The sequence below is a fragment of the Staphylothermus marinus F1 genome (assembly GCF_000015945.1).
GTDB classification, from domain to species: Archaea; Thermoproteota; Thermoprotei_A; order Sulfolobales; family Desulfurococcaceae; genus Staphylothermus; species Staphylothermus marinus.
Genome location: NC_009033.1, coordinates 1,339,438 through 1,366,169, shown reverse-complemented (window position 1 = coordinate 1,366,169; position 26,732 = coordinate 1,339,438). Strand labels below are relative to the sequence as shown.

The 26,732-nt window shown below is 35.7% G+C and carries 21 protein-coding genes; 7 read left to right on the top strand and 14 right to left on the bottom strand.

Annotation, left to right across the window (positions count from 1 at the left end):
* Window positions 1-83: 83 nt before the first annotated feature.
* The 7 genes from SMAR_RS07270 to SMAR_RS07240 form a co-directional block, all read right to left on the bottom strand.
* On the bottom strand, window positions 84-4,514 hold the full coding sequence (locus SMAR_RS07270) for an FtsX-like permease family protein (RefSeq protein WP_011839683.1): 4,431 nt from the start codon (window positions 4,512-4,514) through the stop codon (window positions 84-86).
* Window positions 4,515-4,623: 109 nt separating this feature from the next.
* Complete coding sequence (locus SMAR_RS07265) at window positions 4,624-6,447, bottom strand: hypothetical protein (RefSeq protein ID WP_011839682.1); 1,824 nt, start codon at window positions 6,445-6,447, stop codon at window positions 4,624-4,626.
* Window positions 6,448-6,549: 102 nt separating this feature from the next.
* A complete protein-coding gene (locus SMAR_RS07260) occupies window positions 6,550-6,915 on the bottom strand; it encodes a hypothetical protein (protein ID WP_244372384.1) in 366 nt (121 codons plus the stop codon).
* Entirely contained in the window at window positions 6,902-7,750 is an 849-nt protein-coding gene (locus SMAR_RS07255) for a hypothetical protein (RefSeq protein ID WP_011839680.1), read from the bottom strand. Before SMAR_RS07255 ends, SMAR_RS07260 begins: the two co-directional genes overlap by 14 nt.
* A gap of 13 nt (window positions 7,751-7,763) precedes the next feature.
* On the bottom strand, window positions 7,764-8,147 hold the full coding sequence (locus tag SMAR_RS07250; protein ID WP_011839679.1) for a PqqD family protein: 384 nt from the start codon (window positions 8,145-8,147) through the stop codon (window positions 7,764-7,766).
* Window positions 8,128-9,792: a glycogen/starch synthase gene (locus SMAR_RS07245; RefSeq protein ID WP_011839678.1), complete on the bottom strand. Its 1,665-nt coding sequence runs from the start codon at window positions 9,790-9,792 to the stop codon at window positions 8,128-8,130. The genes SMAR_RS07250 and SMAR_RS07245 overlap by 20 nt, the downstream gene beginning before the upstream one ends.
* A gap of 21 nt (window positions 9,793-9,813) precedes the next feature.
* Window positions 9,814-11,745 (bottom strand): alpha-amylase/4-alpha-glucanotransferase domain-containing protein, encoded by a 1,932-nt coding sequence (locus SMAR_RS07240; protein ID WP_011839677.1) that lies wholly within the window; start codon window positions 11,743-11,745, stop codon window positions 9,814-9,816.
* Between the two features lie 190 nt (window positions 11,746-11,935).
* On the opposite strand from SMAR_RS07240, the gene SMAR_RS07235 reads away from it, so the two are divergent.
* Window positions 11,936-13,201 carry a glycoside hydrolase family 1 protein gene (locus tag SMAR_RS07235; RefSeq protein WP_011839676.1) on the top strand — a complete coding sequence of 422 codons (1,266 nt, stop codon included), beginning with the start codon at window positions 11,936-11,938 and terminating at the stop codon, window positions 13,199-13,201.
* A gap of 5 nt (window positions 13,202-13,206) precedes the next feature.
* Here the strand turns inward: SMAR_RS07235 and SMAR_RS07230 are convergent, their stop codons facing one another.
* The 6 genes from SMAR_RS07230 to SMAR_RS07205 all read right to left on the bottom strand — a co-directional run bounded on the left by SMAR_RS07230 (window position 13,207) and on the right by SMAR_RS07205 (window position 20,358).
* Window positions 13,207-14,532, bottom strand: coding sequence for an MFS transporter (locus SMAR_RS07230; RefSeq protein WP_011839675.1), 1,326 nt, complete (start codon window positions 14,530-14,532; stop codon window positions 13,207-13,209).
* Between the two features lie 86 nt (window positions 14,533-14,618).
* Window positions 14,619-16,169 carry a DUF5752 family protein gene (locus tag SMAR_RS07225; protein ID WP_011839674.1) on the bottom strand — a complete coding sequence of 517 codons (1,551 nt, stop codon included), beginning with the start codon at window positions 16,167-16,169 and terminating at the stop codon, window positions 14,619-14,621.
* A gap of 55 nt (window positions 16,170-16,224) precedes the next feature.
* Window positions 16,225-17,667, bottom strand: coding sequence for a hypothetical protein (locus SMAR_RS07220; RefSeq protein ID WP_011839673.1), 1,443 nt, complete (start codon window positions 17,665-17,667; stop codon window positions 16,225-16,227).
* Between the two features lie 23 nt (window positions 17,668-17,690).
* On the bottom strand, window positions 17,691-18,191 hold the full coding sequence (locus tag SMAR_RS07215) for a winged helix-turn-helix domain-containing protein (RefSeq protein ID WP_011839672.1): 501 nt from the start codon (window positions 18,189-18,191) through the stop codon (window positions 17,691-17,693).
* A 170-nt stretch (window positions 18,192-18,361) separates the two neighbouring features.
* On the bottom strand, window positions 18,362-19,624 hold the full coding sequence (locus SMAR_RS07210) for an ABC transporter permease (RefSeq protein ID WP_011839671.1): 1,263 nt from the start codon (window positions 19,622-19,624) through the stop codon (window positions 18,362-18,364).
* Complete coding sequence (locus SMAR_RS07205) at window positions 19,621-20,358, bottom strand: ABC transporter ATP-binding protein (protein WP_011839670.1); 738 nt, start codon at window positions 20,356-20,358, stop codon at window positions 19,621-19,623. The genes SMAR_RS07210 and SMAR_RS07205 overlap by 4 nt, the downstream gene beginning before the upstream one ends.
* A 118-nt stretch (window positions 20,359-20,476) precedes the next feature.
* Between SMAR_RS07205 and SMAR_RS07200 the strand changes: the two genes are divergently transcribed.
* The 6 genes from SMAR_RS07200 to SMAR_RS07175 all read left to right on the top strand — a co-directional run bounded on the left by SMAR_RS07200 (window position 20,477) and on the right by SMAR_RS07175 (window position 25,498).
* Entirely contained in the window at window positions 20,477-21,142 is a 666-nt protein-coding gene (locus SMAR_RS07200; protein WP_011839669.1) for a hypothetical protein, read from the top strand.
* Between the two features lie 17 nt (window positions 21,143-21,159).
* The gene (locus SMAR_RS07195; RefSeq protein WP_011839668.1) at window positions 21,160-22,029 is read left to right on the top strand and encodes a thiamine-phosphate synthase family protein; all 870 of its coding nucleotides are present in this window, start codon (window positions 21,160-21,162) and stop codon (window positions 22,027-22,029) included.
* A 73-nt stretch (window positions 22,030-22,102) separates the two neighbouring features.
* Window positions 22,103-23,038 (top strand): ketopantoate reductase family protein, encoded by a 936-nt coding sequence (locus SMAR_RS07190; RefSeq protein WP_011839667.1) that lies wholly within the window; start codon window positions 22,103-22,105, stop codon window positions 23,036-23,038.
* 38 nt (window positions 23,039-23,076) lie between these two features.
* Entirely contained in the window at window positions 23,077-23,892 is an 816-nt protein-coding gene (gene panB, locus SMAR_RS07185; RefSeq protein WP_011839666.1) for a 3-methyl-2-oxobutanoate hydroxymethyltransferase, read from the top strand.
* Window positions 23,893-24,735, top strand: coding sequence for a pantoate kinase (locus SMAR_RS07180; protein WP_011839665.1), 843 nt, complete (start codon window positions 23,893-23,895; stop codon window positions 24,733-24,735).
* A complete protein-coding gene (locus SMAR_RS07175) occupies window positions 24,719-25,498 on the top strand; it encodes a 4-phosphopantoate--beta-alanine ligase (protein ID WP_011839664.1) in 780 nt (259 codons plus the stop codon). Before SMAR_RS07180 ends, SMAR_RS07175 begins: the two co-directional genes overlap by 17 nt.
* Here SMAR_RS07175 and coaBC read toward each other — a convergent pair.
* Window positions 25,495-26,724 carry a bifunctional phosphopantothenoylcysteine decarboxylase/phosphopantothenate--cysteine ligase CoaBC gene (gene coaBC, locus SMAR_RS07170; RefSeq protein ID WP_244372525.1) on the bottom strand — a complete coding sequence of 410 codons (1,230 nt, stop codon included), beginning with the start codon at window positions 26,722-26,724 and terminating at the stop codon, window positions 25,495-25,497. The genes SMAR_RS07175 and coaBC overlap by 4 nt on opposite strands.
* Between the last annotated feature and the right edge of the window lie 8 nt (window positions 26,725-26,732).

Sequence of the window (26,732 nt, the reverse complement as noted above, 5' to 3'; positions counted from 1 at the left end):
TGATTTATGCAATAAAATCTTTACAATAATATTTTATCATGTCAAGAATAAAATATTTATTCATATAGTTAAACGTTGATGCTTTAAGCTTTGATTACTGATTCAGCTTTTTCAATGTATTGTTTCTTCTCGTCGGGAGTAATGGTTCTCCATAATAGTAATTGTTTACGGAGAGCATCTATGAAGAACTTGTTTGACCTAATCCATAATCTTGTATTACCCGATAATCTCTTAAGATAAATACTGATCTCCCACTCATTCGGATTAACTTCCAACGCTCTAATCTGGAATTCTTGTTTTACACCTGCATGCCATGGCTTAAGTCTAACAATACCTCCTAATATTACAACATTTTTGCTATTCATTGTTGTTTTACTAATACTTATCTTCTCAACCACAAAATTACCTATGTCTGGGCTTGTGAATCCACTAATATATTCGTATACATAATATAGTGAGCCAACTAGTTCCCTATAACTTGTGATCTTGAAGGGCATAGGTATAATCCATTCATCTCCTTTGGGCTTTGTTGGGAACTCCCATTTCCTGCGGAGACTTGGTAATGCCATCTTGCTTGCTTTGAATACAGGGTATATAGTAGCTGTTAAGACAGAAATAAATGTAGCAGCAATAGCCAATACAACGTATCCACTGCTATAGTTTGGCCGGAATACTCCAGGCAAAAATGTTGCTGCTGTAGTAGTTATAAGTATTCCTGTAACATAGCCTATCACAGTAGCTATTAGAGCATATGCTAATGCCTCCGCTATGAACATTAAACCTATCTGGCTAGGCGATAATCCTAGTGCGGCATAAATGAATATTTCTCTTCTCCTCTCATATATGCTTCCGAGAAGAACACCAAGAATAGAAACGCTGGCAATTATAATTGGTGCAACAACATAGTTGAAGCCAGCGCCGCTCAATGCAATCATTTTACTATACTTGGCTACTCCATGAATAGGAGAGTATGCATAAGTATCTGTTGATGGCAGGATAAATACTATATCTTTGCCTAGAATATATGGATCGTTCCTCGTCTTAATGGATATTTGAGCTAAATAAAAGTTTAAACCTTTATTCAGCCATGGATTGGTTTCAGCTATTCTAGCTGGAATAAATATTGTTCTAACAGTTCTAGCTCGTGGGAATCCGATTACGGGTGTAATAGTTTGTCCGTCTAGCTCTCTTATCTCCAAGATTTTTCTATCATCATATGCTCCTATGATCCTAAACTTTACTCCTGCGATAACAATTGTTTTATTAACATCGATAACTCCATTGGTATCACTTATTGCTGTAGCAGGTATTATTGCAACGAATTGGTCTGAGCTATTAAACCATCTACCCTTAACAATAATCTTTGATATATTACTGATTGTATCTTCTGTAGGCTCTACTGCTGTTATAGAATTTATCGGGTAATACTTCGAGGGATCATCGTATAGGAATAGATAAGTTGATCCAACAGCCCAATACCTTACAACAGCATTTCTGCCAATGATAACCTTAACTAGATCATATAATTGGCTCCCCATTGGCAGATTTCTATCTATTGTTTCCCTCTGCAATAAGAAGCCTTGAGGCCTTGTAGGCTCAAAGCCTGTCAAAGCAACTGGTTTAGGAGCCACATAGCTTGTCATACTTGTGAATAAAACAACACTTATTACGACAACAATTAAAGTTATTATTGTCAATAGTGTTCTCAATCTTCTCTTCTTCATATATTCAACGCCGTAACTGAAAGACATATAACCAGCTACGAGCTTGCTTCTCTCAACCTCGTGGACACCGACTATTTTTCTCCTTATTTCCCTCAATGCCTTATTGAAATCGCCTAGGAGAACTAGAAGCGCTGGTATTACTAGGATTATCATCACGAAACCGATAATAGTCATTATAGCATTGGCTGTTAAATGGAGAGCGGGATGTATAAAATAAAATATTACACCTGGAATAGCAGTTGCTACTAGTGTTTTCCCAATTACATTAAATGGGCTAGCACCTGGTTTTCTAAAGTAGAGCCCCATAATAAACGCGAACAAAACTAGTAATACTGAGAACAATGTAGCAGTGTTTTCTACGTCTAGATAAGCAGATTTAGTTAATTGATAAGCATTATATGCTAAAGTTAAGCCTTCAAGGATATAGGCTCTATATGCTGTATAATTATATGTTGAGAGAGATTTGGTTGCATTAGATAATGCAGACATACCTCTAGTAACGAATTCTTCTGCAGCTGGATTCCTTACTTTATAGCTAGATAATTTCGCCAACCTCCTATTATCGACATTTATTGTAGAGTGTAATGCATCAAACAAGCTATATTTATGTCCGACCTTAGCATTTTCAATAACATAGTATACTGGGTTAGGACCGAATACTAGGCTATAATTAAGATCCTTATATAGATAAGCTACAAAGAATCCTGTTTCATCGATCCCTAAATAGTAATAGTCTGGCTCAGCCATTGTATCCATTCTTACGATTCTGCATCCTATGCTTCCACCCTCAATAGGCACTTGATAAGATAAGGGATCTACAACCATGTTTACAGTTATGTTTCCTTTAAACTTAATGATCCATACTTCCCAAGGTGCTAGTTTCGATCCTAGTATTGGCTGTGAAATTGAAACATATGAACCCCTAGACACAGCTCCCATAACATTTAACGCTACCACACTCCCATTAGTCGTGAGGACAAGAGCAGTTATTGTTAAACCTGTTGATCTCGATGTAGGTAATCCTTCAACACTAAAATATCCTTCCTCATCGGTAAACCTTACTATCCTTAAATTCCAAGGACTACTTGTCTGAGTCCGCGATCCAGCACTAATAATAACTAAGGCTCTGCTTAAATTTGCTTTCTTAAGACTAACTCGTTGTCCAAGCTTCGGATCCCAAACCATAACTTGTCCAATTAAATTAGCAAACATTTCATTACGAGGACTCGTACTAATACGTGTTGGCGCATTTGGAGATAACCCTGTTGAGATAGCGTGTCCTAGTTGTTGTGGATCCTTATTATATACTTGATCCAATATTATATCGAGCAAGCTATACTGCAACAATATATTTTCCAAATTGACTTTATCAAAATAATCAATCGGTGTCCCTCTTACACCTTTTTCAGCGAAAGCTGATTTAAGAGTGAAAGCTGCTAATCCAGCACTCCAAAACGGCTCTGTATCGAGCCAGTATGGGCCGGGAAATAGAGTCCACCATGTATTAGGGTCGCGTGAATATGAGAATAATTGTCTAACAGCAGATCCTAGATCTCTTCCTAACTTATTCGAAACACTTTGTTCAAGCTTATTCAGATCAAAAACATTTGATATAAAACCAGCATAATAGTTTATTGGGCCACGAGTTATTCCAACTGCTTGTGCTGTATAGAAATATCCTATACTAGTTGGAGCTATGTATTTGGAACGATAATTTAGATCTAATCCTATAAATAATGTTTTTGCAGGATCTATAGCTATAGATGTATTTCCAAAAGACAACTCTTGTTTATTAAAAATATATTTATCCACAAAATGCCTCTGCCCCTCTAAACCCTCATAGTATCCAGAGAACCACACCATTATAGTATCATACTGAGGGATCTCATTTACTAGTTTCTCAGCATACATTAACAAGTATATTGGAGCCAAAATATCGGTTGCTCCAGGAGCAAGCCCTACTACTGGAGACCATGAATCATAATGAGTTACTAACATGATCTTATAATCATGGTTTTGTCCCGGTATATATGCAACAATATTTGAAACATTAACTTCTATCCATTTTGATCTTAGCTCTAAATAGCCCGTCTTACCATTGAGATCACTAAGTGTTAAACCATATTCTTCTTTAAGCATTCGAGTCGATATATAGCCTATAGGGAGATCAACTGGTGCATCAAGGTATTTGTCGTAATTCTGACTATTAATAATATTATCTTCATAGAACAAAATTGCTTTTACTCCTAGATGTGGATCAAGAAGCCATAACCAGCGCCAATCAGTTGAGTAGCTTATTAATAATATGCTTCCATGAAGATCTACACCGTTAAGATCATTAATGGTATTTGCAACAATAATTTTACCTCTGCAACGAGCATTAACTGGAACACCTCCACTAGGCCATAGCGGATAAACCTTTATAGTTCTATCACCGATTCTTAGATAACTACCCTCATCAACTGGGATTACAACTGTATAATTATCTAGGACGACATTGTAAGTGATATTTTTAATTAAATTGTATAGAGTCTTTGTAGCTTCGAAATATCCTTTATGCCCTGTTAATCTATCAGGTATGTTAGCAAATAAGTGAAGATAATGATTAAGCTTAGCACTCGTATTCGTTGTTGTTAAATTAATGTTTAATACTTTATTAAAAACACCATAAACTGGATTGTTTAAAAAATCACTATTATTACTTACTGAATATGCACCAGTGGAATTTATAGATGAGAGAAGAGAAATAACGATTAAGAAAAATAAATAGATAAATATCGTTTTTTTCATTCTTGTTTCACCGAGAAATACTCTATCTTGATAAAGACTTTTTAAATATTGACATATTTTATTTCCATATTGTTTTATAAAAAATGATGTTTAAATAATTTTTAATGGATTATTTTTTCTTCTTCAATAGCAAAGCTATTATAATGATAGCTATTAGTGCCGCAACTACTATAATCCAGATTAATAATCCTCCCCCACCGCCTGTTATGCCTCCTGTTGAATATACCACTTTTAATTCGTGTTTACCTGCTTGATCCAGTGTAAACGTTGCTTGTGCTTTATCTCCTATTATTGTATACTGTAACTCAGTATTATCGATCATTATTTTGCTTAGTGTATAAACACCCGCCTTTAAAGGTACTTGTATAACATATATTCCCGGCACTTTAAAACCAGGTCTAGGAGGTGAAACTGATTGATCCAATGCTGTAATGTTTCTTGATGTTGGAGCTGAGGAGCCCTTGAATAATAGTTCCCCAGCAGAGCCTAATATAGTAAAGTTTATGGTTTCAGCTTGTTGTGGTAGGTATGATCCATCAGGTGATACGAAGAGTATAACTAGTTTAGCTAATGGCCTGATCCCGAATTTTAAAGTAATAGTATCGCCTTCCTTCAATGTAACATTTATTTTTGATCCCGTGATTTCTGTTCCATTCGGTAGTATCCAGCTCTTGAATATAAATTCTCCATAGCCATCTCGTGTAGTTCCTGTCTGCGGAGAAATTCCTAGAGTATATGTTGCATTATTGTATGGTATTTTAATCGTGAACTCATTGCTTTCAATTTCCGTTTGAACATATGGTGTTCCAGAATAATAGTCGTAAACGGAAATCGCTGCCTTAGGCACACCAGTTCCTCCTTCAGTAACTATCTTAACATTAACGGGGTACTTGAGCTCTACAGCAACAACCCTACACGGTATTTTGGGGGAGAAAGCTGGGTTGTAGAAGAAGGTCTTATATTGTTGTTCTGTAAAACCTGCTTCTTTAACCAAGTATTCACGATGAAGAGGCCCAGCATAGATTTTCATATGGTATTCTTCGCTATCGCCAGGGTTAAGTGTTAATGGTTTAAACTCTACACGTATAATGGTGTTCTGAGATCCTCCAGCACTAGTTTCAAACCATACATAGCTTGTTTTTGAAACTGTTTCATCGTCCGCCATGAATAATGCGATCATAAAGCCCCATGGCGACGGATCAGTTGTGTTATCATAGATTCCAATACCCTTTAATGTGCCGTCAACCTTTACTGGTCCGCCGGGAGCTCCTCCCCAGCTTGATCCTTGATAATAAGATTCTAGTTTTCCATTATTGAACAACATAAACTGATATTCATCCTGCTTACTACCCATTAACGACACTAGCTCGATCATTGGGCCTACAGGGCGTCCCCAAGCATCTGATAGATCAATTGTTACAGGGTTTGTTCCGGTGTTGGTTAGCGTCATATTAAAGTCTACAATAAATGAATTATTATATACACGATACGTTTTAATTACTTTTAGTCCTGCAAAAGGCGAGTCATTGGGAAGAGTATATGTGATCTGAATAGTTGTATAATTTGGCGTCTCCTTCAATACTTCATATGAAGCTTTAGCATAAACAGCGTATCCTTCCCATGGATTGTTATCAGATATAATATCCCACATTACTGCGTGAATAGTGGATTCTTTTCCAGCTAATCCACCCCTGTCAGCAGCTATTCCTTTTTTAGCTACAGGGGTGTTTTTGAAATCGCTACATACGGGCTGAATATTTTGTATTGCTCCACCATGATCTAGGTCCCAAGTAATTTTTAGATAAGACTCTGTTACTGTGACGGTGTTATCTGTTGCTGTTACTGCAGATAAAGTGGTTGTTGATATAGATAATATACTAGCTATTACCACTCCTAGTAAGAGGCTTACCAGAAACTTATCAAGCAACTTCATTAAATACCACCACATTTAATTGGTTTATTAAAAAGAATATTAAAAACTATTCTTATTAAAGGATTGTATCCAAAAAATTGTTTCTCGCAGTAATTGATATGTTTATATCAAGAATTTAAGTCTATGCATCAACACTAAGACTCCTGTGAAGCGTGCTTTTAAACCATTCATAATATCTTCCCTGGGAGGATCAAGAAAATATCCTTTGTAGAGACCTGATAAATTAGTTATGTAGAATGCTTGTAGAACAAATAGGGTCAATGCAACTAGTTTCCACGGCGTATTCCTTATTACTTGTACTATATCGTTAGTTACATGATCAATTCTATTCAGAAGCTCTCTATACACATCTATTCCTTCATCAATCATTGCAGCGAACAAATCATTTAGTTCAATACCATATTCTCTCAATAAATCATGTAGAGCTGTCTCAATCGGTATTGTTAAGTATTTTTCACCATTCAACACAATAAGTACCCTTCACAATATCTATTGCTTCATCCAGTCTTTTACGGGGTGCCTTAACTAGTGTGTATTGTACATAGTCGGGTTTAATACATTTATTCACCTTCTTCAATAAGACACCGTATTTGATTTTCTGTAGCAAAGTGTGTACTATATAGTATTTTTCATAAGAATTCTTGTCAATGAGAACTAGCTTAGTGAATCGAGGTGTGAGGTATCTTAGATGCTTTTTGAAAACATCATCCTCGCTTGTCTCTTGTGATTCGATTACGTATCTAGCTATAGAGTACTGTATTACATGTACTTTTTTATCTCTACTCATAAAATAAGCCATGCTATAACCTATTTTGAAATCTCTAAGATTAACAAAATAGTCCTCATACAGTCTTAACCCTATACCCATTAGTCTCCAATTAACCATTCCATTATGGATTGGATGACAATTTATATTGTTCAGAATACTCGTAAATAATCCCATAGATACTGATTTACCGTCTAATTGGACTATGAATAGTCTCCTTGTTTCGTCACAAAACCACGATGCTGTAAATACTTTATTGTTTTCATCTCTCAAAAAATACCCTAATACTTTATGTTTATGTAGCGTCGTTGAGAAACTATTTTTTCTAACAAATCCTTTCTTCTCGAGTTTTTCAAGGTATTTCTCGTAGGCTTTAGGAAAATCACTTGGTTTACTATGTCTCCAATATATTTCGAGTTTTGCACCAGTTTCAGGTGCTGCTACTAGGACTCCATTAATACTTGTTCCTCCCTCTCTTGTTATTTCCCATCCACCTGGCAGTTTCACTTCAACCTTATTCCAAGAAATTAGTTTCAAGCATACTACACCGTTATTTTTCCGGGATTTTTAATTCTATTAAACCCTTCATTACAAGTGTTTTTATATAGTGGTAGACGGCTAATTCAACATTTCTCCTAGAAAGACCTGTTATAGACATTAGTTTCTTAATTATGTCTTCTACAGTATGTTTTCCGTCACACATTTTCCACACAACAGATCCTATCTTATCAAGTACTATTCGTTTATATTTTGGCGGTGGAGTAATTGAGATCGCCTTAATTATTTTACCGATTAAACCTCTATATTCGAGCTCGACGAGAATTGTAACTATACCATTATCATCTTCTGTGTAGTCCTCAACTACACGTACGGGTATTGATTTAAGCCATTGCTCTCTCTCGATTCTTATACCTTTAAATCTTTTGAAGATCATTTTTAGCTCCCATATATATTTTCAAAGCTTTTTCAGCTGATTTATCCCATGTATAGCTCATGGCTCTTCTAATACTTGATCTTCTAACAAGTTCTGGCGCTTTAGGATTCGATAATAATATTTCAACTAGTGCTTTATTATTTATTCTCTCCAAAACTCTTTTCCATTCACGACTCCATGCTTCATAGTTACTTGTCTCCATGAATAATAGGAGATCACTTGTTTTATCAGCAAGATCATCTGGATCTCCGGGGATAACATGTAATCCTGTACCCGTAACACCATTCATGATAATATCTATAACTGTTTCAGCTAATCCCCCAGTCTTACTAGCAACTACAGGTGCACCTGCAGACATTGCTTCAAGAGCCATTAACCCAAATGGTTCATATATGCTTGGAGCAATCATTATATCTGTTGCGAGGTGAGCTAACTGATATATGCTCTTAGTTCTTCCGAAAACTACTCTAATATTATCAGGCATAGTTATAGTATACTCTATTAGTTCTTCAGCTAATCTTTTCTCGCCCCAAACAGGCAAGAGTAGTAATATAAATTTTGCTTCTGGTACACGATAAATTATTTCCTCAACAGCTTTGAGAAATACATGTATACCCTTTTGTCTAGCCAGTCTACCAGTAATAATAGCTAGTGGCCCCTCTTCTTTGAAAGGAACTATTTTGCCTCCACCTATAAATGGGGGAACATCTAGTTTATCTATGAATGCTTTGAAGTCTTTATCATCAATAACCGGTTCTTCACTACTCATTTTGCTTAAGCCTTCAAGTAAGAAATACTTTCTAATATTGATACGATTCGATATGATGTCGTTGAGTTCTCTAATATATGTTTTAAGCGTCTCATGTATTTTTAGAACATTATTTATTATTTCCTCTGTTTTCCAAGTAGTAGCATTAGGTATATAGTCAACATGTTCTATTAGATCCCATCCTATTCTCTTAACTACTTCCTTTATATATTCTCGACTAACCGTGAGTGTTTTATCACTGAGTAATCCCCCCAATCTATCAGCATATCCATGTGATAACTCATAGTATTCCCTGAACGTTTTCCATCCATAAATGCCTCGAACCTCCTTATTCGGATCTACTCCTATCATATAGGTTAGGTGTTCAATAGGATAATAGTGTCTAGACAATAAATGTATTTGATAATAGAAGCCTACATAATCCCTTGATCCCTTCATATCATAAACAGATTTTAAACCTACAATTCCTGGAACACTATGCCAGTCATTAGCATGGACAATGTCCGGTATTATTCCCTCATTATTCAATAAATATTCTGCATAGAGTTTTAAACCAATACTCCATAGAATAATCTTCTCTAATAGGTATTCTGAAGCATATACTTCGCTTTCTTCCAGTATGTCTCCTCCAATAATAATATGTTCTACTGGAGGCTTAGAATACATATATATTTCTATTGTTCTATTTCTAATCCTATACTTCTTTATGAATTCTAATTCTTTAGAATGTTCTTTTATGAATCCATGACTTGGAACAATAATAGTTACATCATGACCTTTATTTTTTAAAGCAGTACCTAGTCTGGGAGGAACTTCTGCTAATCCACCTACTTTTCTCGTGTAGGTTGATTCAAATGTTAAGAGCCATATTTTCAAAATAAACCCTCCAATAAATTATTATGGTGCTACATAGTACTTAACAGTAGATCTGAACTCTTCGCGGGGCTTTAACTCTACATTCTTTACAAACATGATCGCTATTCCTTGGAATATTTCCTGCATTCCCTTATCCGTTCTAGCTAAGCTGTTTAATGGTGCTACCCATACTTGTTCAGTATTTTTAGATTCAAGTATTATATCTGGATACACTGAGCTTTTAATCACGACTTTATCATAGTCTCCTACCCAGTACTCATTTGAGCGGTGGAAACCATCTTTTACTTCGTAACCAATTGGTTCCCCTTTACCGGTCCTATCAATTTTTGGAGCCACATGATATTCCAATCCTATTATTGTGTTTACAAGTCTATTACCGTGATTCACTATTCTATAATCGGTCAGTAATCCTTCATCCAAGATCCTGATCTTCTTTTCAGCAAGGATCTTAGCTGGTTCTATACCATAAACATAGTGTCCTCCCAGAGCTCTCATTATCAACTCATTATCCTTTGTTAAAGATGTGTTATACCTTTTCAAAGCAAGATCGCTTTGATCCTTGAACGGTGTATTATTGATCCAATCCCATATAGAAGTGTCGGGGGCCCAGAGATGTATTCGTAGACTAACTCTCCTATACCAGTCAGGATTAAACTTTACGCCTTCAAGATATGGTTCCCAATATCTTGTCATGGTATCTTGGATATTATGTTCTAGTTTCTTAGCTTTTATATCGAACTCGAAAAGCGTCCCACCATCGTCCGGTTTGAAATATAAGTTAAGCTTTTTAGTTTCAAACAAGTATTCGTTTCTACCATCATAGTCGAAATCAGTATAATATATGTGTAGAGGTTCCTCATCATAATAATCCATAGCTTCTTCGGCTAGTCTCTCCGCTTTCAAATAATACTCATATATTGCTTGTCTTAGATGAGAGAGATATATTCCTCCAAATAATCCATGCCAATAAGCATCGTTGCATTGTGCTAAGTGATAATATCTCCATGCCTCTTCAGCTACTTCTGGTGCATTCTTAAGTTTTCTCCTCACCCACAACATTTTTTTATGCATATTATTGCTTTCTCTATACTTAATCAAGAAGTTACGGAAGAAGCCATTGCTCCACTCCAGCATTTTATCATAGCTTCCAGTTGGTAAGTACATTAATCCTCTAGCGCCGTATTCTCTTAGGTACTCGAGCGGGTGAACCATGTTTATTTCGTGTCTTCTACTCCTAATTTTAGATAGGAAATCGTTTAACCACCACCTAGCCCATTCCGCATCTTTCCACTCACCAAACTTTTCAGCATCACTCCCCCACACGATCACCCTACTTCCTTCCTCATCTCCTTTCGAAAGCATATAGTTGAATACTTCTTCACTAGTTCTCCAAGGAAGAATGTATCTTAAAGCTGTATCTATAAAGAATAACTTAACAATTTTTCCTCCCTCCTCAGTAATCCATGCATAATATGCATTATCACTGCTTTGCCCAGCTCTATACAGTGTCGAATCATCTATGAATACGTATTCAATCCCGTTCTTAGCTAATGGTTCTGGAAGACTAGGCTCCCATACTCTTTCCGGAAGCCATAATCCTTTAGGTTTATACCCAAATATTTTCTCGAAGAATCTAAGATACTCTCTTACTTGATAATATCTATCCTCCGAGGGAAGTAGTGGTAGAATGGCTTCACCCATACTTCCAGCTAAAAACTCGATAGTACCATAGTCTCCGAGTCTAGCCATTTCATTTATCCATTCAGGATAATTATCCACTAACCATAGGAGCAGGGGACCACTAATATGAACTGTAAATTTTAGATCAGCATAACTCTTCATAATGTCGAGCAACAACTTATAGCTGTTCTCAAATATTCTCCTATTAATCCATTCAAGCTGGCCTGTTGGTTGATGAAAGTGAATTGTAAATATAAAGTTTATTCTGGCCAAGACATGTTTCACCACAGTTAGAGCTTAATGTTTCTTAAATATATTTAGCTCCCCCATTTTTATAATGGTTGTCCAAAACTGTTCACAATAAATATTATAAAAAACTAGATTTATTTGAACAGATAAGACATAATATTTTATAAATCTGATCATTTTATGTTTAATCTAGTAAAGTTATAGAGGATAAATCTTGATAAGGTTTCCTGATTATTTCTTGTTTGGAACAGCTACATCATCGCACCAGATCGAGGGTAATAACATATTTAATGATTGGTGGGAGTGGGAGACTAAAGGCAGGATTAAGGTGAGATCGGGTAAGGCATGTAATCATTGGGAACTCTATAAAGAAGACATAGAGCTTATGGCTGAGCTGGGATATAATGCTTATAGGTTCTCCATAGAGTGGAGTAGAATATTTCCCAGAAAAGATCATATAGATTATGAGTCGCTTAATAAGTATAAGGAAATAGTTAATCTACTTAGAAAATACGGGATAGAACCTGTAATCACTCTTCACCACTTCACAAACCCGCAATGGTTTATGAAAATTGGTGGATGGACTAGGGAAGAGAACATAAAATATTTTATAAAATATGTAGAACTTATAGCTTCCGAGATAAAAGACGTGAAAATATGGATCACTATTAATGAACCAATAATATATGTTTTACAAGGATATATTTCCGGCGAATGGCCACCTGGAATTAAAAATTTAAAAATAGCTGATCAAGTAACTAAGAATCTTTTAAAAGCACATAATGAAGCCTATAATATACTTCATAAACACGGTATTGTAGGCATAGCTAAAAACATGATAGCATTTAAACCAGGATCTAATAGAGGAAAAGACATTAATATTTATCATAAAGTCGATAAAGCATTCAACTGGGGATTTCTCAACGGAATATTAAGGGGAGAACTAGAAACTCTCCGTGGAAAATACCGAGTTGAGCCCGGAAATATTGATTTCATAGGCATAAACTATTATTCATCATATATTGTAAAATATACTTGGAATCCTTTTAAACTACATATTAAAGTCGAACCATTAGATACAGGTCTATGGACAACTATGGGTTACTGCATATATCCTAGAGGAATATATGAAGTTGTAATGAAAACTCATGAGAAATACGGCAAAGAAATAATCATTACAGAGAACGGTGTTGCAGTAGAAAATGATGAATTAAGGATTTTATCCATTATCAGGCACTTACAATACTTATATAAAGCCATGAATGAAGGAGCAAAGGTGAAAGGATATTTCTACTGGAGCTTCATGGATAATTTTGAGTGGGATAAAGGATTTAACCAAAGGTTCGGACTAGTAGAAGTTGATTATAAGACTTTTGAGAGAAAACCTAGAAAAAGCGCATATGTATATAGTCAAATAGCACGTACCAAGACTATAAGTGATGAATACCTAGAAAAATATGGATTAAAGAACCTCGAATAAAATTTTTATCTCGCTTTACTTAAAACCTTAATTCTTTCCTCGAGAATCCTAATGATCTCATCCCTATCCTCTGGATACTTCTTATAGATAAATATCCAAATCAATGAACATGGAATCCAGAATAATGTAGAAACTATTAGTGCCCATAAATATGCATCCGGATTAGAGTATCCAATCGACCTAAAATACTCAATTAATGCTCCTCCAAGAACTGGGCCTATGGCACGTCCAACATTGTCAAGTATATTGAATATGCCGAAAACCGTTCCACGATCCTCCGGTAGATTTACTTGAGATATTATAGCTGGAACGTTTGGAGAAGCAAAGCTAACTAACTGTATTAACCCGATACTGTAGAGCCCTATGAATATCCAGTCTGTAAGGGTGGGATTACTTGGTAATGGATATACTAATATGAATATAGTCACGATCATGCCCACAAAGATAGCTAGACCAGTAAGTATCGCTCTTCCGCCTCTCTTCTTTTTCTCCGCATAATCACCTAGAAAACCACCTATAAAATTGCCTATAACTGTCGCTATCCCTAGCAGAAGCAACGTTATTGTTGCAGTTTCCTTTGTCATTCCTCTCGTTATCATAAGAAATGATACTAGCCAATAAACTAGAACTCCCCATGGAACTGTTCCAAAGATGCCTTGTGCAAATATGAGTATGTTTGTAACGGTTTCAAAGCTCTTTTTTATAGCGCTCAATGAAATCTTATAAGTATACTCAATACCTTTTTCATATGCTTCTCTGAGAACCTTTTCTCCAGCACCCTTCTTAGGCTCTTCAGCTACTATATAAAATAATGGTGCAAGTATCCAGTTGGGAACTGATACATATATAAAAGGAAGTCTCCAGCTAGGAATAACCCCTGCAAGTATCATTCCAAGCAGTATACCTATTCCAAATGCAGTACTTATATAGCCGTATCCACGCCCTCTCTTCGCTTCTTCATACATATCAGCTATTAGTGTATAAGCTATAGGTATTATTGATCCTATACCTATACCTGTTAGGAGTCTTAGAAACAATAATTGCCAATAGTTAGTTACGAATGCTGTGAGAAAACACGGGATTTCCCCTAAATACACTCCTATAAGCAATAATTTCTTCCTCGAAACCACATCAGCTAGAAAACCCCACAGTATAGTAATGACCGCACTAGTAGCGACAAATATTGATGAAACAAGCCCTATTTGAACTTCAGATATGCCGAATTCCTTCATAATAAACTGGTAATTAGGCGGTAAAAGATTTTGATCAGCCATGAAGAACACAGCTATAAGTACCAGCAATATGACTGATAGGGATTTACGGAGATACATCAGCCTCAACCTCAACCCATGATCTAAGGTAAAAATCCTCCCACATAAAATAGTTTTTCTAAGATAATCCTCTTGGATTCTATGATTTATGTACTGCTCAGAAATTTTCTTATTATATCTGAGACGGCTTTCCGAGCTTCCTCAGCTGATAATGGTTGAGAAGATATCTTGTCTAGTTCGTCAGCTATTTCGTCTAAACCGAATATGCTTCTTAGCCATGCTTGGAAATCTCCTCTTTTTAAATGATATAGTATTGATTCTGCTGGGGCTTTACTAATTATTTCTAGGAATTCCTTTATATTGGTTGCACTATATCCTGTATATTCTCCTGTTGGTTTATAGAAGTAGAACGCCTTATTCATTGGTAGTACTAGTTTTCTTGCCACATCATATTTTTTCTGCTCTATTTTCTCCGCTATTAATCCTGCTAGAAGACTTAGGGCTTGAACATATATTGCATAAGCATCTGGTGCGTTCTTGTATGGCGAGAAATAACTGTGTACTTGTTCTATGCTTCCAAACTTTGTGGCAATATAGTATAGGTGATCACTTATTGTTAGAAGCTTCCAGATACGGGTAATCTCGGGCTCATCTAATGCTTTCACATAAGGCCTTAGATCAACAAGGATCTTGAACGCGTTTCTCTGCATATGATTTCCTAGCCAAGCACTTAGATCTCGTTCATCAGCCCAACTAATCGTATTCCATGGTGGAACATCTATGATGTCTCTAGCAGGATACTTATCTACTACCTCGCTTGGAGTCGAAGTATATAAGTGATTATACTTCAATATCTCTCCCGGCAACCATCTCAAGAACTCGTGTATCCCGGTTTCTGGCCAGTGATGTTCTCCGAAAGTCTCATAATCCATTGCGAGAAATATTACGTCTCCAGGAGTTGCAGCTAGCCATGATGCATACTTATCCGCTGTTAATGGGTATTGATCCCAGTTTCTATCGCTAAACCTATAACCTATATCATCGCTTAACCTATAATTTCTCGTTAAAACCTTGATATCACTACCATATGCTCTATAAACATAATTAGGCGATCTCCATCCGAGAACCCAGTCAACACCCTCAGTTAATACAACTTTGTATCCCATAGAGGAGAATAGCCAAGCAATATCATTATTGTATGAGAACTCAGTATTCTCTATGCTCTTAGGTTCATAATCGAATAATTCCTTCATAGCTCTGCGGTGCTCAAGTATTTGCTCTCTCAACTCAGACCAGTCCTTTAAAGGCATGAAAGCAGCCATGCTATGATAATATGTTTGCTCAACAAATTCCACCATACCTGTTTCACGTAGCTCCATAAATAGATCTATTACTTCAGGCTTCCACATCCTAACTTGTTCTATGAAAACACCACTAATAGAATAAGCGACTTTAAATGGTTTATTACTATTAGCATATCTCTTTATGTTTTCCAATATTATCTTAGTTGCTGGAATATAGCATTTTGTAGAAGCTCTTTCTATCACTAATTTGTTCAGTCCATTATCGAAAATAGCGTCTTCAAGATCATGTGGCTCAAGTCTTCCTCGTAGAGCTTTTTCGAGTAGTTTATTATATGCGTTTCTATCAAGTCTATATGGTTGATGCACTTCAAACATGAATACAATATCGCTCAAAACTTTCACCAATCAATATTTTCTAATGAAATATATTGTTTTTTAAGATAATATGTTATTTGAGAGGCAACGTTGGTATTGCTGGATTTAATAAGCCGATCAATGGGACAGGTATCCATTCAGGCCTGTACATAGCTTCATACATGATCTCATATAGCGCTCTCTCAACAAGCCAAGGCATAAGTAGTTGATTGTATTGTTCTATTAATAACTGCGTATTAATACCGTGAATATTGGGTTTCTGTGTAGATGCTAAATATGATAACAACATGCTAAGACTATGTCTCATACGCCATTCCCAAGTAACATCGTTCCTCAACAGCTTCTTAGCTACTTGCTCTATACTTTTACCCTTAACTTCTAAATAGGTCATGAAGGCAAGATATTGGAAACTACGGATCATAGTGGCGATATCTCTGAGAAACGGTTCTTTCTCAACTCTTTCATCATCGCTACGTCCAGGCTCTCCCTCGAAATCCGTAATTATGAAGTCTTCGTTCTCCACGGAATATATCATTTGTGCTAAGTGAAGATCTTGGTGGATCCTCCCTTTATTACTATCTCTGAAAAGTTCCATACGCGTCTTAGCATCTTCAATTATTGAGTAGGCTTTTTCTTCGAGAACTTCTCTCCAGAAACTATATCTTCTAATATCGCGTTTCTTATCAGCCTTGCTCTCTAAATCGCTTAGTATCTTTAATATTTCTTTATATCTCGAATCTATTCTTTTAATCCATCTTTCAATATCTTCATTACTTATTTTTTCTAAGCCGAAAAAGTCTGTGCTGAATTTATCGTTTAGCTTCTTATGCATATCCGCTATAATTATTCCGAGCTTACTTGCTAAGCCAAGCCTGTACCCTAGTGGTTCTCTTCTTTTACCTGATTCTAAAAGTTTCTTATAAGCTATATAGAATGGATAACCGCCATCTCCTATACCTTTAACATACTCTACTACCAGAGATACTACTATATCCTTTAATATGAAGACTTGATAAAGCTTCGGAATATTCTTGAATCTTTTCTCAGCTAGTTTCATTAGAATTAAAGGTTCCATATTGATTCTAGGGATAAGTCTATAACTCTTCACTACTACTTTATCTCCATACTCTAATTCATGTATAGCAACTATATTGGTTGTATCTAGTGTGAGCGGGTATGCCTTTGTTACTTTACCTACTAGTTTTTCGTATTCCCTAATACTAATATCCTCTATCTTCTTTAATTTCTCAATATAATCTCTCGAAAACTCAGCTTCATACAGATACTTATTATTTATTAAAAAATATCTATTAGCTGGAAGATCAGGTTTTGTATCAGCAATTTTTAATGGCAAATAGAACCCGTGCTCGTTAGCTTTTATAATGGATAAGATTATGTCGTCGCATTCTTTATAATAGTTAAAAAATATACTTTTAGAGACTCCTTTCCAAGGCCACCATCTAATATTGGGTAAAAACTTTTCTAACTTACTTGCTAAGATTGTTTGATTTATCATTGTTTCACATCAACGATATGATTCTATTTCGTTAGTAAACCTATTATTTCTTTTAAATAGTTTTTCAGATCATCTATTGTTGTTATCCTTCCTTCATTAATTAGTTCAACTAAGAATTCATCGTTGAAAACATTTTTTATCCATTCCAAGAAATATCCTCTCTTTAAGTGTTCTTCTAAAATATTTCTTGGAGCTAGACCATACTCTATTACAGCATATAATTGTTTATAATCTCTAACAGTTAATTGGAGGGGCTCGCCTGTTGATGGATTAGTAATTATGTATGGTTCTGGTGTTTTTATTTCTTTGAGTCTCTCTATACTTTTCTTGAGTTTTAACCCCTTACTTGTTAATTGATATCTTTTATCATCTATTCTTCTAACTAGTTCTTCCTTCTCAAGTGTTTTCAAGTATTTCTTTACAGTGTTTAATTGGAGTCCTAATTGTTGAGCAATTTTTACTGGTTCAAGTTCTCCGTTTTCGCCACTATAAAGTATTATTCTATAGAATGCCCTCCTACTCAATATAGAGTCACCTTTTAAAATTTATACTTTATCTTTTAAGTATAAATCTTTATCTCAGAATAGATATATGGATCAATTTATTCTTATGTGTAGGTATGATCAGTTAAGGCTGAATACGTCATAGCCTCAAAAGCTCTGCTTCGCCTGGGCTCATCATCTTCTTATTTATCCTAGGACTGAGCGATTAATAGTTTTTCTGTATTGATCGTTTTTGTAGCTAATACTAGTAATCCTATGCTAACAATTGCTAATACACTTATATGAATAATTGATCTCAAAACATATCCGAGCATATATGATTGTATAACTAGTATGCTATGAACATATGGAACTATATATAATGGATAAAGTATCTCTGAAGGAAGCCTTATATAGTCTACGAAGAAGCCTGTAAAGAAGAATACTATCCCAATAGTTGTCACTATTCCAGCAATATTTGATGCACTCCGTATACCCTTGGTTCTAGTAATGAAGGGTAATGCTATAGTTATAGTTGCTAATATTGTGAAGAAAGCCGTTATGGAATGTATTAGTAAAAGCATAGGATCAACTATTAAGCCAAGACCAACTCCTGAAGCAATACTCAATAAGAACATATAAGCTACTAATCCCAAAGCATCAGCAACAGCCGTTATTAACCCAAGAATTGTAGCAGCAATCATTTTAGAATAAATAATTGAATTAAGGGGGGCAGGGCTCGATATAAGTAGTTCCATGGTTTTTCTCTCCCTCTCACCAACTATACCATCTATAACGTATGATGCAGCTGGAGTCACCACGAAGCTAAGGGCTAAAACAAGTATTCTTGCAAAGGTAGCTTTTAATTCGAATCCTGGTTGTGCTGGAACACCGGTTATTGTGACAACTTCAGTCCTGGTTTGTATAGGGTTTCTAAGAGCTTGTGGTACAATTGTAATATTTAGTATTCTAGACAATGAATTGATCTTTTCATCAGATAACCTTATGGATAAATAATATATGACACCATTAACAGTTGCTTCAGCTCTCTCAGCTGCTTGAACACCTGCTTTCCTATAAATAATTATTCTAGCAGTAGTATTTAGTAATGTGGAGTTTTTAGCGAAACCCTCCGGTATAACAACTGCTAAGTCTATTTTTGGATTCTTAACTATGCTTTCATTACTGGAAATAGTATAGTTGTATCCATAACGAGATAAGACATTGGTTAGATTAGAGACGACCCATGATGAATTATATGTTATATTTAAGTAGTCATTATGATAACTCGAATTATCAAGATCAATTATTGCTATTAGAACTGGTTGTTGTGTAACTAGTGCTACGCCTAGTAATCCGATTAGGGGAAGCATTATTAATGGTAGAAGTATGCTTGTAAACAATGTTTTCCTATCCCTAATTAGGTCTGTGAGTTCTTTCCACATAAGTACTCTTATAAAATATGTGGTCCTCATTTCCTGGTTTCCTCTACTGCTTTTACGAATGCTTCTTCTAAGTTATCAGCACCATATAGATCTTTTATCTCCTTCGGTGTTCCTTCAACAAATATTTTGCCTTGATAAATAAATGCGACTCTATCACATAGGTATTCAACTTCTAACATATTATGACTACTGAGCAATACCGATGAATTTGTTTCTTTAACATATTCCTTTATCATCTGCCTAACTTTTACAGATGCGTAGACGTCTAATCCACTAGTTGGCTCATCAAGTATGGCCATAGCCGGTTTCCTCATCAATACTAGAGCTAGCAGTAGTCTGCGCTTCATACCTTTACTATATGTTTCAGCTCTCTCTCTTAATTTATCTTCTAAACCACTAAGTTCAGCACCATATTTGATCATTTCCTCTATGTCTTCTACTTCGTAGAGCATAGCATATAGTTTTAAGTGTTCATAACCTGTTAACCTAGAATAAACCCCTGCTTCTTCGGGAAGATAGCTTATATTTTTCTTAGCTATATCTATGTTTTCATGCAGGTTTACTCCTTCAAATAATACTTTTCCCCTTGTAGGTTTTAATAAGCCAGCTATTATTCGGAGTGTTGTTGTTTTTCCTGCTCCATTAGGACCTATTAATCCAAATATTTCGCCTGGTTTAATATTGAAACTTATTCCTTTAACAGCATATACTTTATTATTATAGATCTTATGTAGATCAATTACTTGGAGCCTATAATCACTCAATGCATACAGCCCAGTATTACCTAGTTGTTCGAATCATAATCTAATACTTAACATATCATATAACCGGAGAATTAATATATTCCTACCCACACTAGTAGAAATGGTGGGTTTCCTAGATATGAGCGACCTTATCAAGCTGAGGACGCTGGAGTTTCTAAGCAATTATGGAGATAAGGGATACATAGTTCTGAGAACAGCTATCGATATAGCTCTCGATCCAGGAATAGATCATAGACTAGGAGATTTTAGTTTTAAACACCTCGTTTTCAGACTTAGGAGACAAGGCATAATCTATAATCCAGCAAATCTTATCAGAATACTTGAGAAAGAATATGGTCTTATAGAGAAAAGCTATAGTAGTAGCTCTCAGAAATGGTGGAGCTTTGTCGATCTAGAATCTATTAGAAAAGCTCTCCTCGAATATAGTGGTGTAGAGGAAGCTGAGGAACCCCGTTTAAGACTGTTGCTTATAAAATATAAAAGCATGGAGCCATCGCGACTCCTAAATACTCTGAGAAGATTATCTATGAAAGATTCACTTAACGCTATAGATAAAAAAGTGTTCCGAGAAATAGTTTTCGGAGACCTAGACAAGATCACTAGTATACTGGAAGAAATGATGGCTTACGAAGATGTCTTCAGCAAAGAAATAATGACGCTACAGGAGATAATATCTCTAGCTGAGCGAATAGCTTCTAAAATAGAGGAAGGAGCTTCTAGAACTATTAAGAGGAAGATTGAAAAACCACTAATGTCTAATGAAAAAGAATATGAAGAAGCGTGAGTAATAGTTGAAGGATCTTGTTACTTCAGGAAATAGCGGCTAGAATAATTATACCGCCACTAAAAGGATTGCTAGTTCATTCTCTCTCAAAAGAAGGGTTTAGCCAAAGAAGAATAGCTAAACTACTAGGAATAACTCAGCCCCAAGTACATAAGTATTTGAGTAAACCTGAAGAGTACTATTATAATCTCCTATTATCTCATGGATTCGACCTCGATAAAATAACCAGTTATTTAAACATAATATTATATACTGCTTTAAAAGAGGAACAGATAAAACTAGTTCTATTGATGAGCAGTATTGTAAACGAGTTATCCATGGAGTATTTGTGCCGGATAAAACATGGTGCAAAAGATTATTGCCGCGACACAATAATTGTTGATCCATTCATAGAACATTATAGATCATTTGTATCAACGTTGTTATCAAAATACAACTTATCTAGACTAATACCAGAAGTCGGCTCCAACATAGTGTTTTCTCCACATAAACCAAGAGATATAAGTGATATAATCGGGTTATCCGGCAGAATACTAAGAGTCGGCGGAGGAATCAAAGCTGTTGGGGAACCAATATATGGTGGTAGCAGGCATTTATCACGAATCCTACTCATCGCTACAAAGTATAATGAGAAATATAGAGCCGCAATGAATATTGTATATGATAAACTAATACTGGATAAACTCGCCAACAAAAACTATAAAGTAACAGAGTCTGGACCACATAAAACACTGGAAGAATTCTGGTCAGACATCGAGAAGGCACTCAGAGAAAAACCCCAGATTATAGGGGATAAGGGCGGATATGGTTTAGAACCCGTTATATATATTTTTGCCGAGAATCTTTCCGAACTAGAGGAAATAATACAGATAATCTTATATGATTAATCAAGTGAACTAACTTGTTTAGAGCTTGTTAAAAATGTTTTGATCATAATTTAATTAGGAAGAGGTGGATACATTGCAGTATTATGATCTATGCGTTATTGGAGGAGGAAGCATAGGGGGGATAATAGCTTATTATTCTTTTAGGGGAGGAATAACTAATATACCAGTATATTATCGAAGCATTGAAAGTGTCGAAGCAATAATGAAGAATGGAGGCTTAACAATTAAATATGGTGATAAAGAATATCTCGTACCCATAATTCCTGTCCACTATACAAAACCTATTGGTAAATGCAGATTCATAATAAATACTGTGAAAGCATATAATGTCAAAGACACAATTAACTTAATGCATAAGATAACTAGTGAAGACTCATTAATCTTAATGTTACAAAACGGTTTCGGCAGCTTGGAATTAGTTGAAGAAAAAATATTTAACCGATACATTGCTGGAGGAGTAGTGTTCATCGGAGCTGAACGAATAAATAAATACTATATAGTTCACCATGGCGGTAGAACAATTATCGCGGGAAGTAGGAGAGGATTCACATCTAAGTTATTAGAGCTAATGAATATTCTTAATAGGGGAGGATGCGATTTCCGAGTAACATCAAATATAGATTTATACAGATGGATAAAGCTTGGAGTAAATGCTGTTATTAATCCATTAACTGCAATAACACGTTCTAAGAACAAAATAGTTCTAACACGGTATGGGAGAATACTTGCAGAAGAAATAATTGATGAACTAATTATTGCTGCGGAGAAACATGGTTTCAAACTTGATAAGGAAAGGCTTCTAACAACTATTTTTAGAGGATCAGAGAATACTTCGGAAAACTATTCAAGTATGGCACAAGATGTAATCAATAATATGCCTACGGAGATAGATTATATTAATGGATTCATAGCTAAACATGTAGGGGAGAAATCGGTTAATGGAGTTATAACACGTATTGTTCACTTAATAGAGGAATCCTATATGAAGAATAATTATAATAAATCATAATAATCTAGCTAATCAATTATACTACTAGGTGTTAATCATTGAAGAAGATAACAATTAGAGATATATTGAAAATGAAGGGAAAGAAGAAAATCGTTATGGTAACAGCTTATGATTATCCATTCGCCAAACTTGTTGATGAAGCAGGTGTTGACATCATTCTTGTCGGGGATAGTGCTGGAATGGTTGTTCATGGATTACCATCTACTATTCCTGTAACAATGGATATGATGCTATTACATGTTTCAAGTGTTGCTCGAGCTAAGCCTAGAGCATTAATTGTTGGTGATATGCCTTTCCTAAGCTACGAAGTAAGTATTGAGGAAGCTGTTAGGAATGCTGGTTTAATGTTGAAATCAGGAGCTGAAGCCGTTAAGATCGAGGGTGGAAGTGAAATGGTTGATGTTATAAAAGCACTTGTAAGAGCAGGTATTCCTGTAATGGGACATATAGGTTTAACTCCTCAAAGATACCTATTACTTGGCGGTTATAGGAGGAGAGGTGTGAAAGAATATGAAGCTGAAAAAATAATTGAAGATGCTAAAGAGCTTGAAAAAGCAGGAGTATTCTCGATCGTGATAGAATTTACAGCTGCTGATATAGCTGAGGAAATAACTAAAGAAGTATCTGTTCCAACAATATGTATTGGTAGTGGGCCATACTGTGATGGACAAGTACTAGTTCTCCATGACTTGCTCGGAATATATGAAGAAATCCCTCCATTTGCGAAGAAATACGCTGACCTTAGAAGAATAGTGATTGATTCGGTTAAGAAATATGCTGAAGAAGTACGGAACGGTGTGTTTCCTGAGAGAAAACATTATTTCTTCAGTAAACGCCGCGAGGCTGAAAAATAATTGTTTATCAAAATCCCCCTACACATTTCTGGATTATGGTATCCTATAATAACAAATAATCCCTTGACAACGGGGAGTATTGGGGCGGGAATAAATATAGCATTATACTTAACAGCTAAGCTGAGAAATACTGAGAAATGTGGTATTCTATTAAATAATGAGGAAGTATTAAAGGATCATTCCCGAGCCATATGTGGAAAACTAGGTGTAAACCTATCTGTTGATGAAAAATCACCTATTAGCCTTGGATACGGATTTGGATTATCTGCTGCATGCTTACTTGGTTTAAGTCTTTCATCTCTGTTGGTCAAAAATATCACTATTGAAAAAGCTACTTGGCCTGCTCATGTAGCCGAGGTAATCTATAATACTGGTTACGGAGATGTAATAGCTGAGTTTTATGGAGGCTTGGAAATTAGAGTGAAACCTGGACCACCAGGTATAGGTGTGGTTGAACATATTTATCCGGGTAGAAAAGTTGATCTCATAGTTTCTGTTCTTCCAGGCAGAGAAGATACCCCCTCTATGCTTAAAAGAATAGGTAAGGAAACATATGATCTTGCCAGAAAACTTATTGATGAGCTATTGGAAAAGCCTAGTGTTGAAGAATTTTTTGTGAAAGCACATGTTTTCACTTCTAAAATATTCAGCTATGATAATATAGATAAATTATTATCTCCTTATAGAAGTAAAATCATTGGTTATTTCCGTAAAAAACAAGCACTAGTATTATGGGTTGAAAATGAATGGTTAGATGAGATATATTCTTATTTAAACAAGTATTTTCTATCGTTTAAAACATGGATAGACATGTATGGTGTGAGATTTGAGAATACCTCCTAATCATCCTAGGAGAGAAAGCTTATTGTTACGGGAAAAAATAGTTGAGGGATACAAGAGAGGAATAGTTGCTTTAGAAGGATTAATAGCTCATGGGCGGGGCGAGTGCTTCGATTACTTGCTTGGAGAAAAAACACATGATTTCGCATATGAAGCTATAAGAGCTGCTGCGGCTGCTTTATTGCTTGCTGAATACCCTGTTTTATCAGTAAATGGTAATACAGCTATGCTTGTCCCCTCAGAAATAGTGAAGCTAGCTAGAATAGTGAATGCAAAGATCGAGGTTAACTTGTTTTATAGGACGAGGGAGAGGGAGGAAGCTATTGCTGATTGGTTAAGGAAACATGGTGCTACGGAAGTTCTGGGTGTGGGGGAAGATGCTTCAGCAACTATTCCCGAATTATTTAGTGAGAGGCGGAGGGTTAGTCCAAGGGGAATACTGCGTGCTGACGTTGTTTTTGTTCCATTAGAAGATGGTGATCGAACGGAGGCTTTGCGGAGGATGGGTAAAACAGTTATAGCTGTTGATTTAAACCCATTATCGAGAACTGCTCGTGCAGCGAATATTACTATTGTTGATAATATTGTAAGAGCTCTCCCCATACTTGTAGAGGAAGCTAATAAGCTTAGAAAAGCGGATCGATCCATGCTTCGCAGAATCCTTGAAGGATACGATAACAACCATGTATTGAGCAGAGCATTAATTGCGATAAAGAATAGATTAGAACGTCTTGCTAATAGTAAAATAGTTCTTGATATATCTTAGATATTTTGTTTTACTATATCAATAATCTTTCTCGCCAATACTTCTTTTCTTATCACACCCATGCATTCATGACTATCACTAGAGACGATGCATGCATCAATATAGTTTGATGAGAAACCTACGCCGCTAATGCTGACATTATTAGCTATTGCTAGATCAGCATTATACTCTAATAGTTTATTTCTAGCTTTCTCCACAAGTTCTAAATGGTTATCCACTGTTTCAGCAGAGAATATAATTAATAGTTTTGGCTTCTTACTTCGAGACACATACTTTATTGTTTTAGGGGTCTGCTTCAATCTTACAACTAAGCTGACATGTTCATGTGTTGATATCTTTTTATGGCTTCTAGACAATACGGTGTAGTCTGATGGTGCAGCAGCAAATATTGCTGCATCATATTGTTTCTCATTTGTAAGCTTTGAAATAGTCTTAGCCATTTGAGCAGTTGTTGTAACAGGATATTTATTAACATTATACGGTGGCTCCACCCTTAATGGACCATGGACCAAGTCGACTACTGCCCCCCTACAAACCGCTTCTCTTGCAAGTAATACACCCATTAATCCTGAACTGTTATTTGTGATTATTCTTACTGGATCAATATATTCTATTGTGGGCCCAGCTGTTATGAGCATATATTTACCTTCAAGATCACGTCCTCTATTAACTAGTGCATCAATACAGTGGACAACATCGTTTATTGGTGGAAACTTTGCTTTACCCTCCTCTATTAATGGATTAATAATGGAGACATTATTGTAACTAGCTAGTTTATTAATTGCTTCACGGTACTGAGGACTATTATATAGTTTCATATTCATAGTTGGCAGTATTGCTAATTTTTTACCAGCCCCCATCATTGTTATAGCGGTTAAGTGAAGCAATTGATCAGCTATTCCATAAGCTATTCTCGAAATAGTGTTCAGAGTAGCGGGGGCTATAATGAATGCTTCAGCCCAATTAGCTAATTCTATGTGTTCGGCTCTACCCGTGAATTCAATTAATGGTTTAGACCCAATAGCCCACTCAACTAGATCAGGTGTAATTAAGCTAAGGGATTCCCTAGTCATGACTACTTTTATCTCCGCTCCTAACCGGATAAGTTTCCTTATAAGATCAATTGATCTATAAATAGAGGAACTAGCAGTCAAACCAAACAGTATTCTTCTATTCCTAAGCGGAGAATACTCTTCTATCAGGGGGAGCTCTGCCAAGATTCTCACCAAGTTTT

Excerpts from the sequence above, each read along its gene's own strand:
- SMAR_RS07250 (WP_011839679.1), bottom strand. The coding sequence starts at position 8,147 with ATGATCTTCAAAAGATTTAAAGGTATAAGAATCGAGAGAGAGCAATGG.
- SMAR_RS07220 (WP_011839673.1), bottom strand. The coding sequence starts at position 17,667 with ATGATAAATCAAACAATCTTAGCAAGTAAGTTAGAAAAGTTTTTACCC.
- SMAR_RS07265 (WP_011839682.1), bottom strand. The coding sequence starts at position 6,447 with ATGAAGTTGCTTGATAAGTTTCTGGTAAGCCTCTTACTAGGAGTGGTA.
- SMAR_RS07210 (WP_011839671.1), bottom strand. The coding sequence starts at position 19,624 with ATGAGGACCACATATTTTATAAGAGTACTTATGTGGAAAGAACTCACA.
- SMAR_RS07230 (WP_011839675.1), bottom strand. The coding sequence starts at position 14,532 with ATGTATCTCCGTAAATCCCTATCAGTCATATTGCTGGTACTTATAGCT.
- SMAR_RS07270 (WP_011839683.1), bottom strand. The coding sequence starts at position 4,514 with ATGAAAAAAACGATATTTATCTATTTATTTTTCTTAATCGTTATTTCT.
- SMAR_RS07200 (WP_011839669.1), top strand. The coding sequence starts at position 20,477 with ATGAGCGACCTTATCAAGCTGAGGACGCTGGAGTTTCTAAGCAATTAT.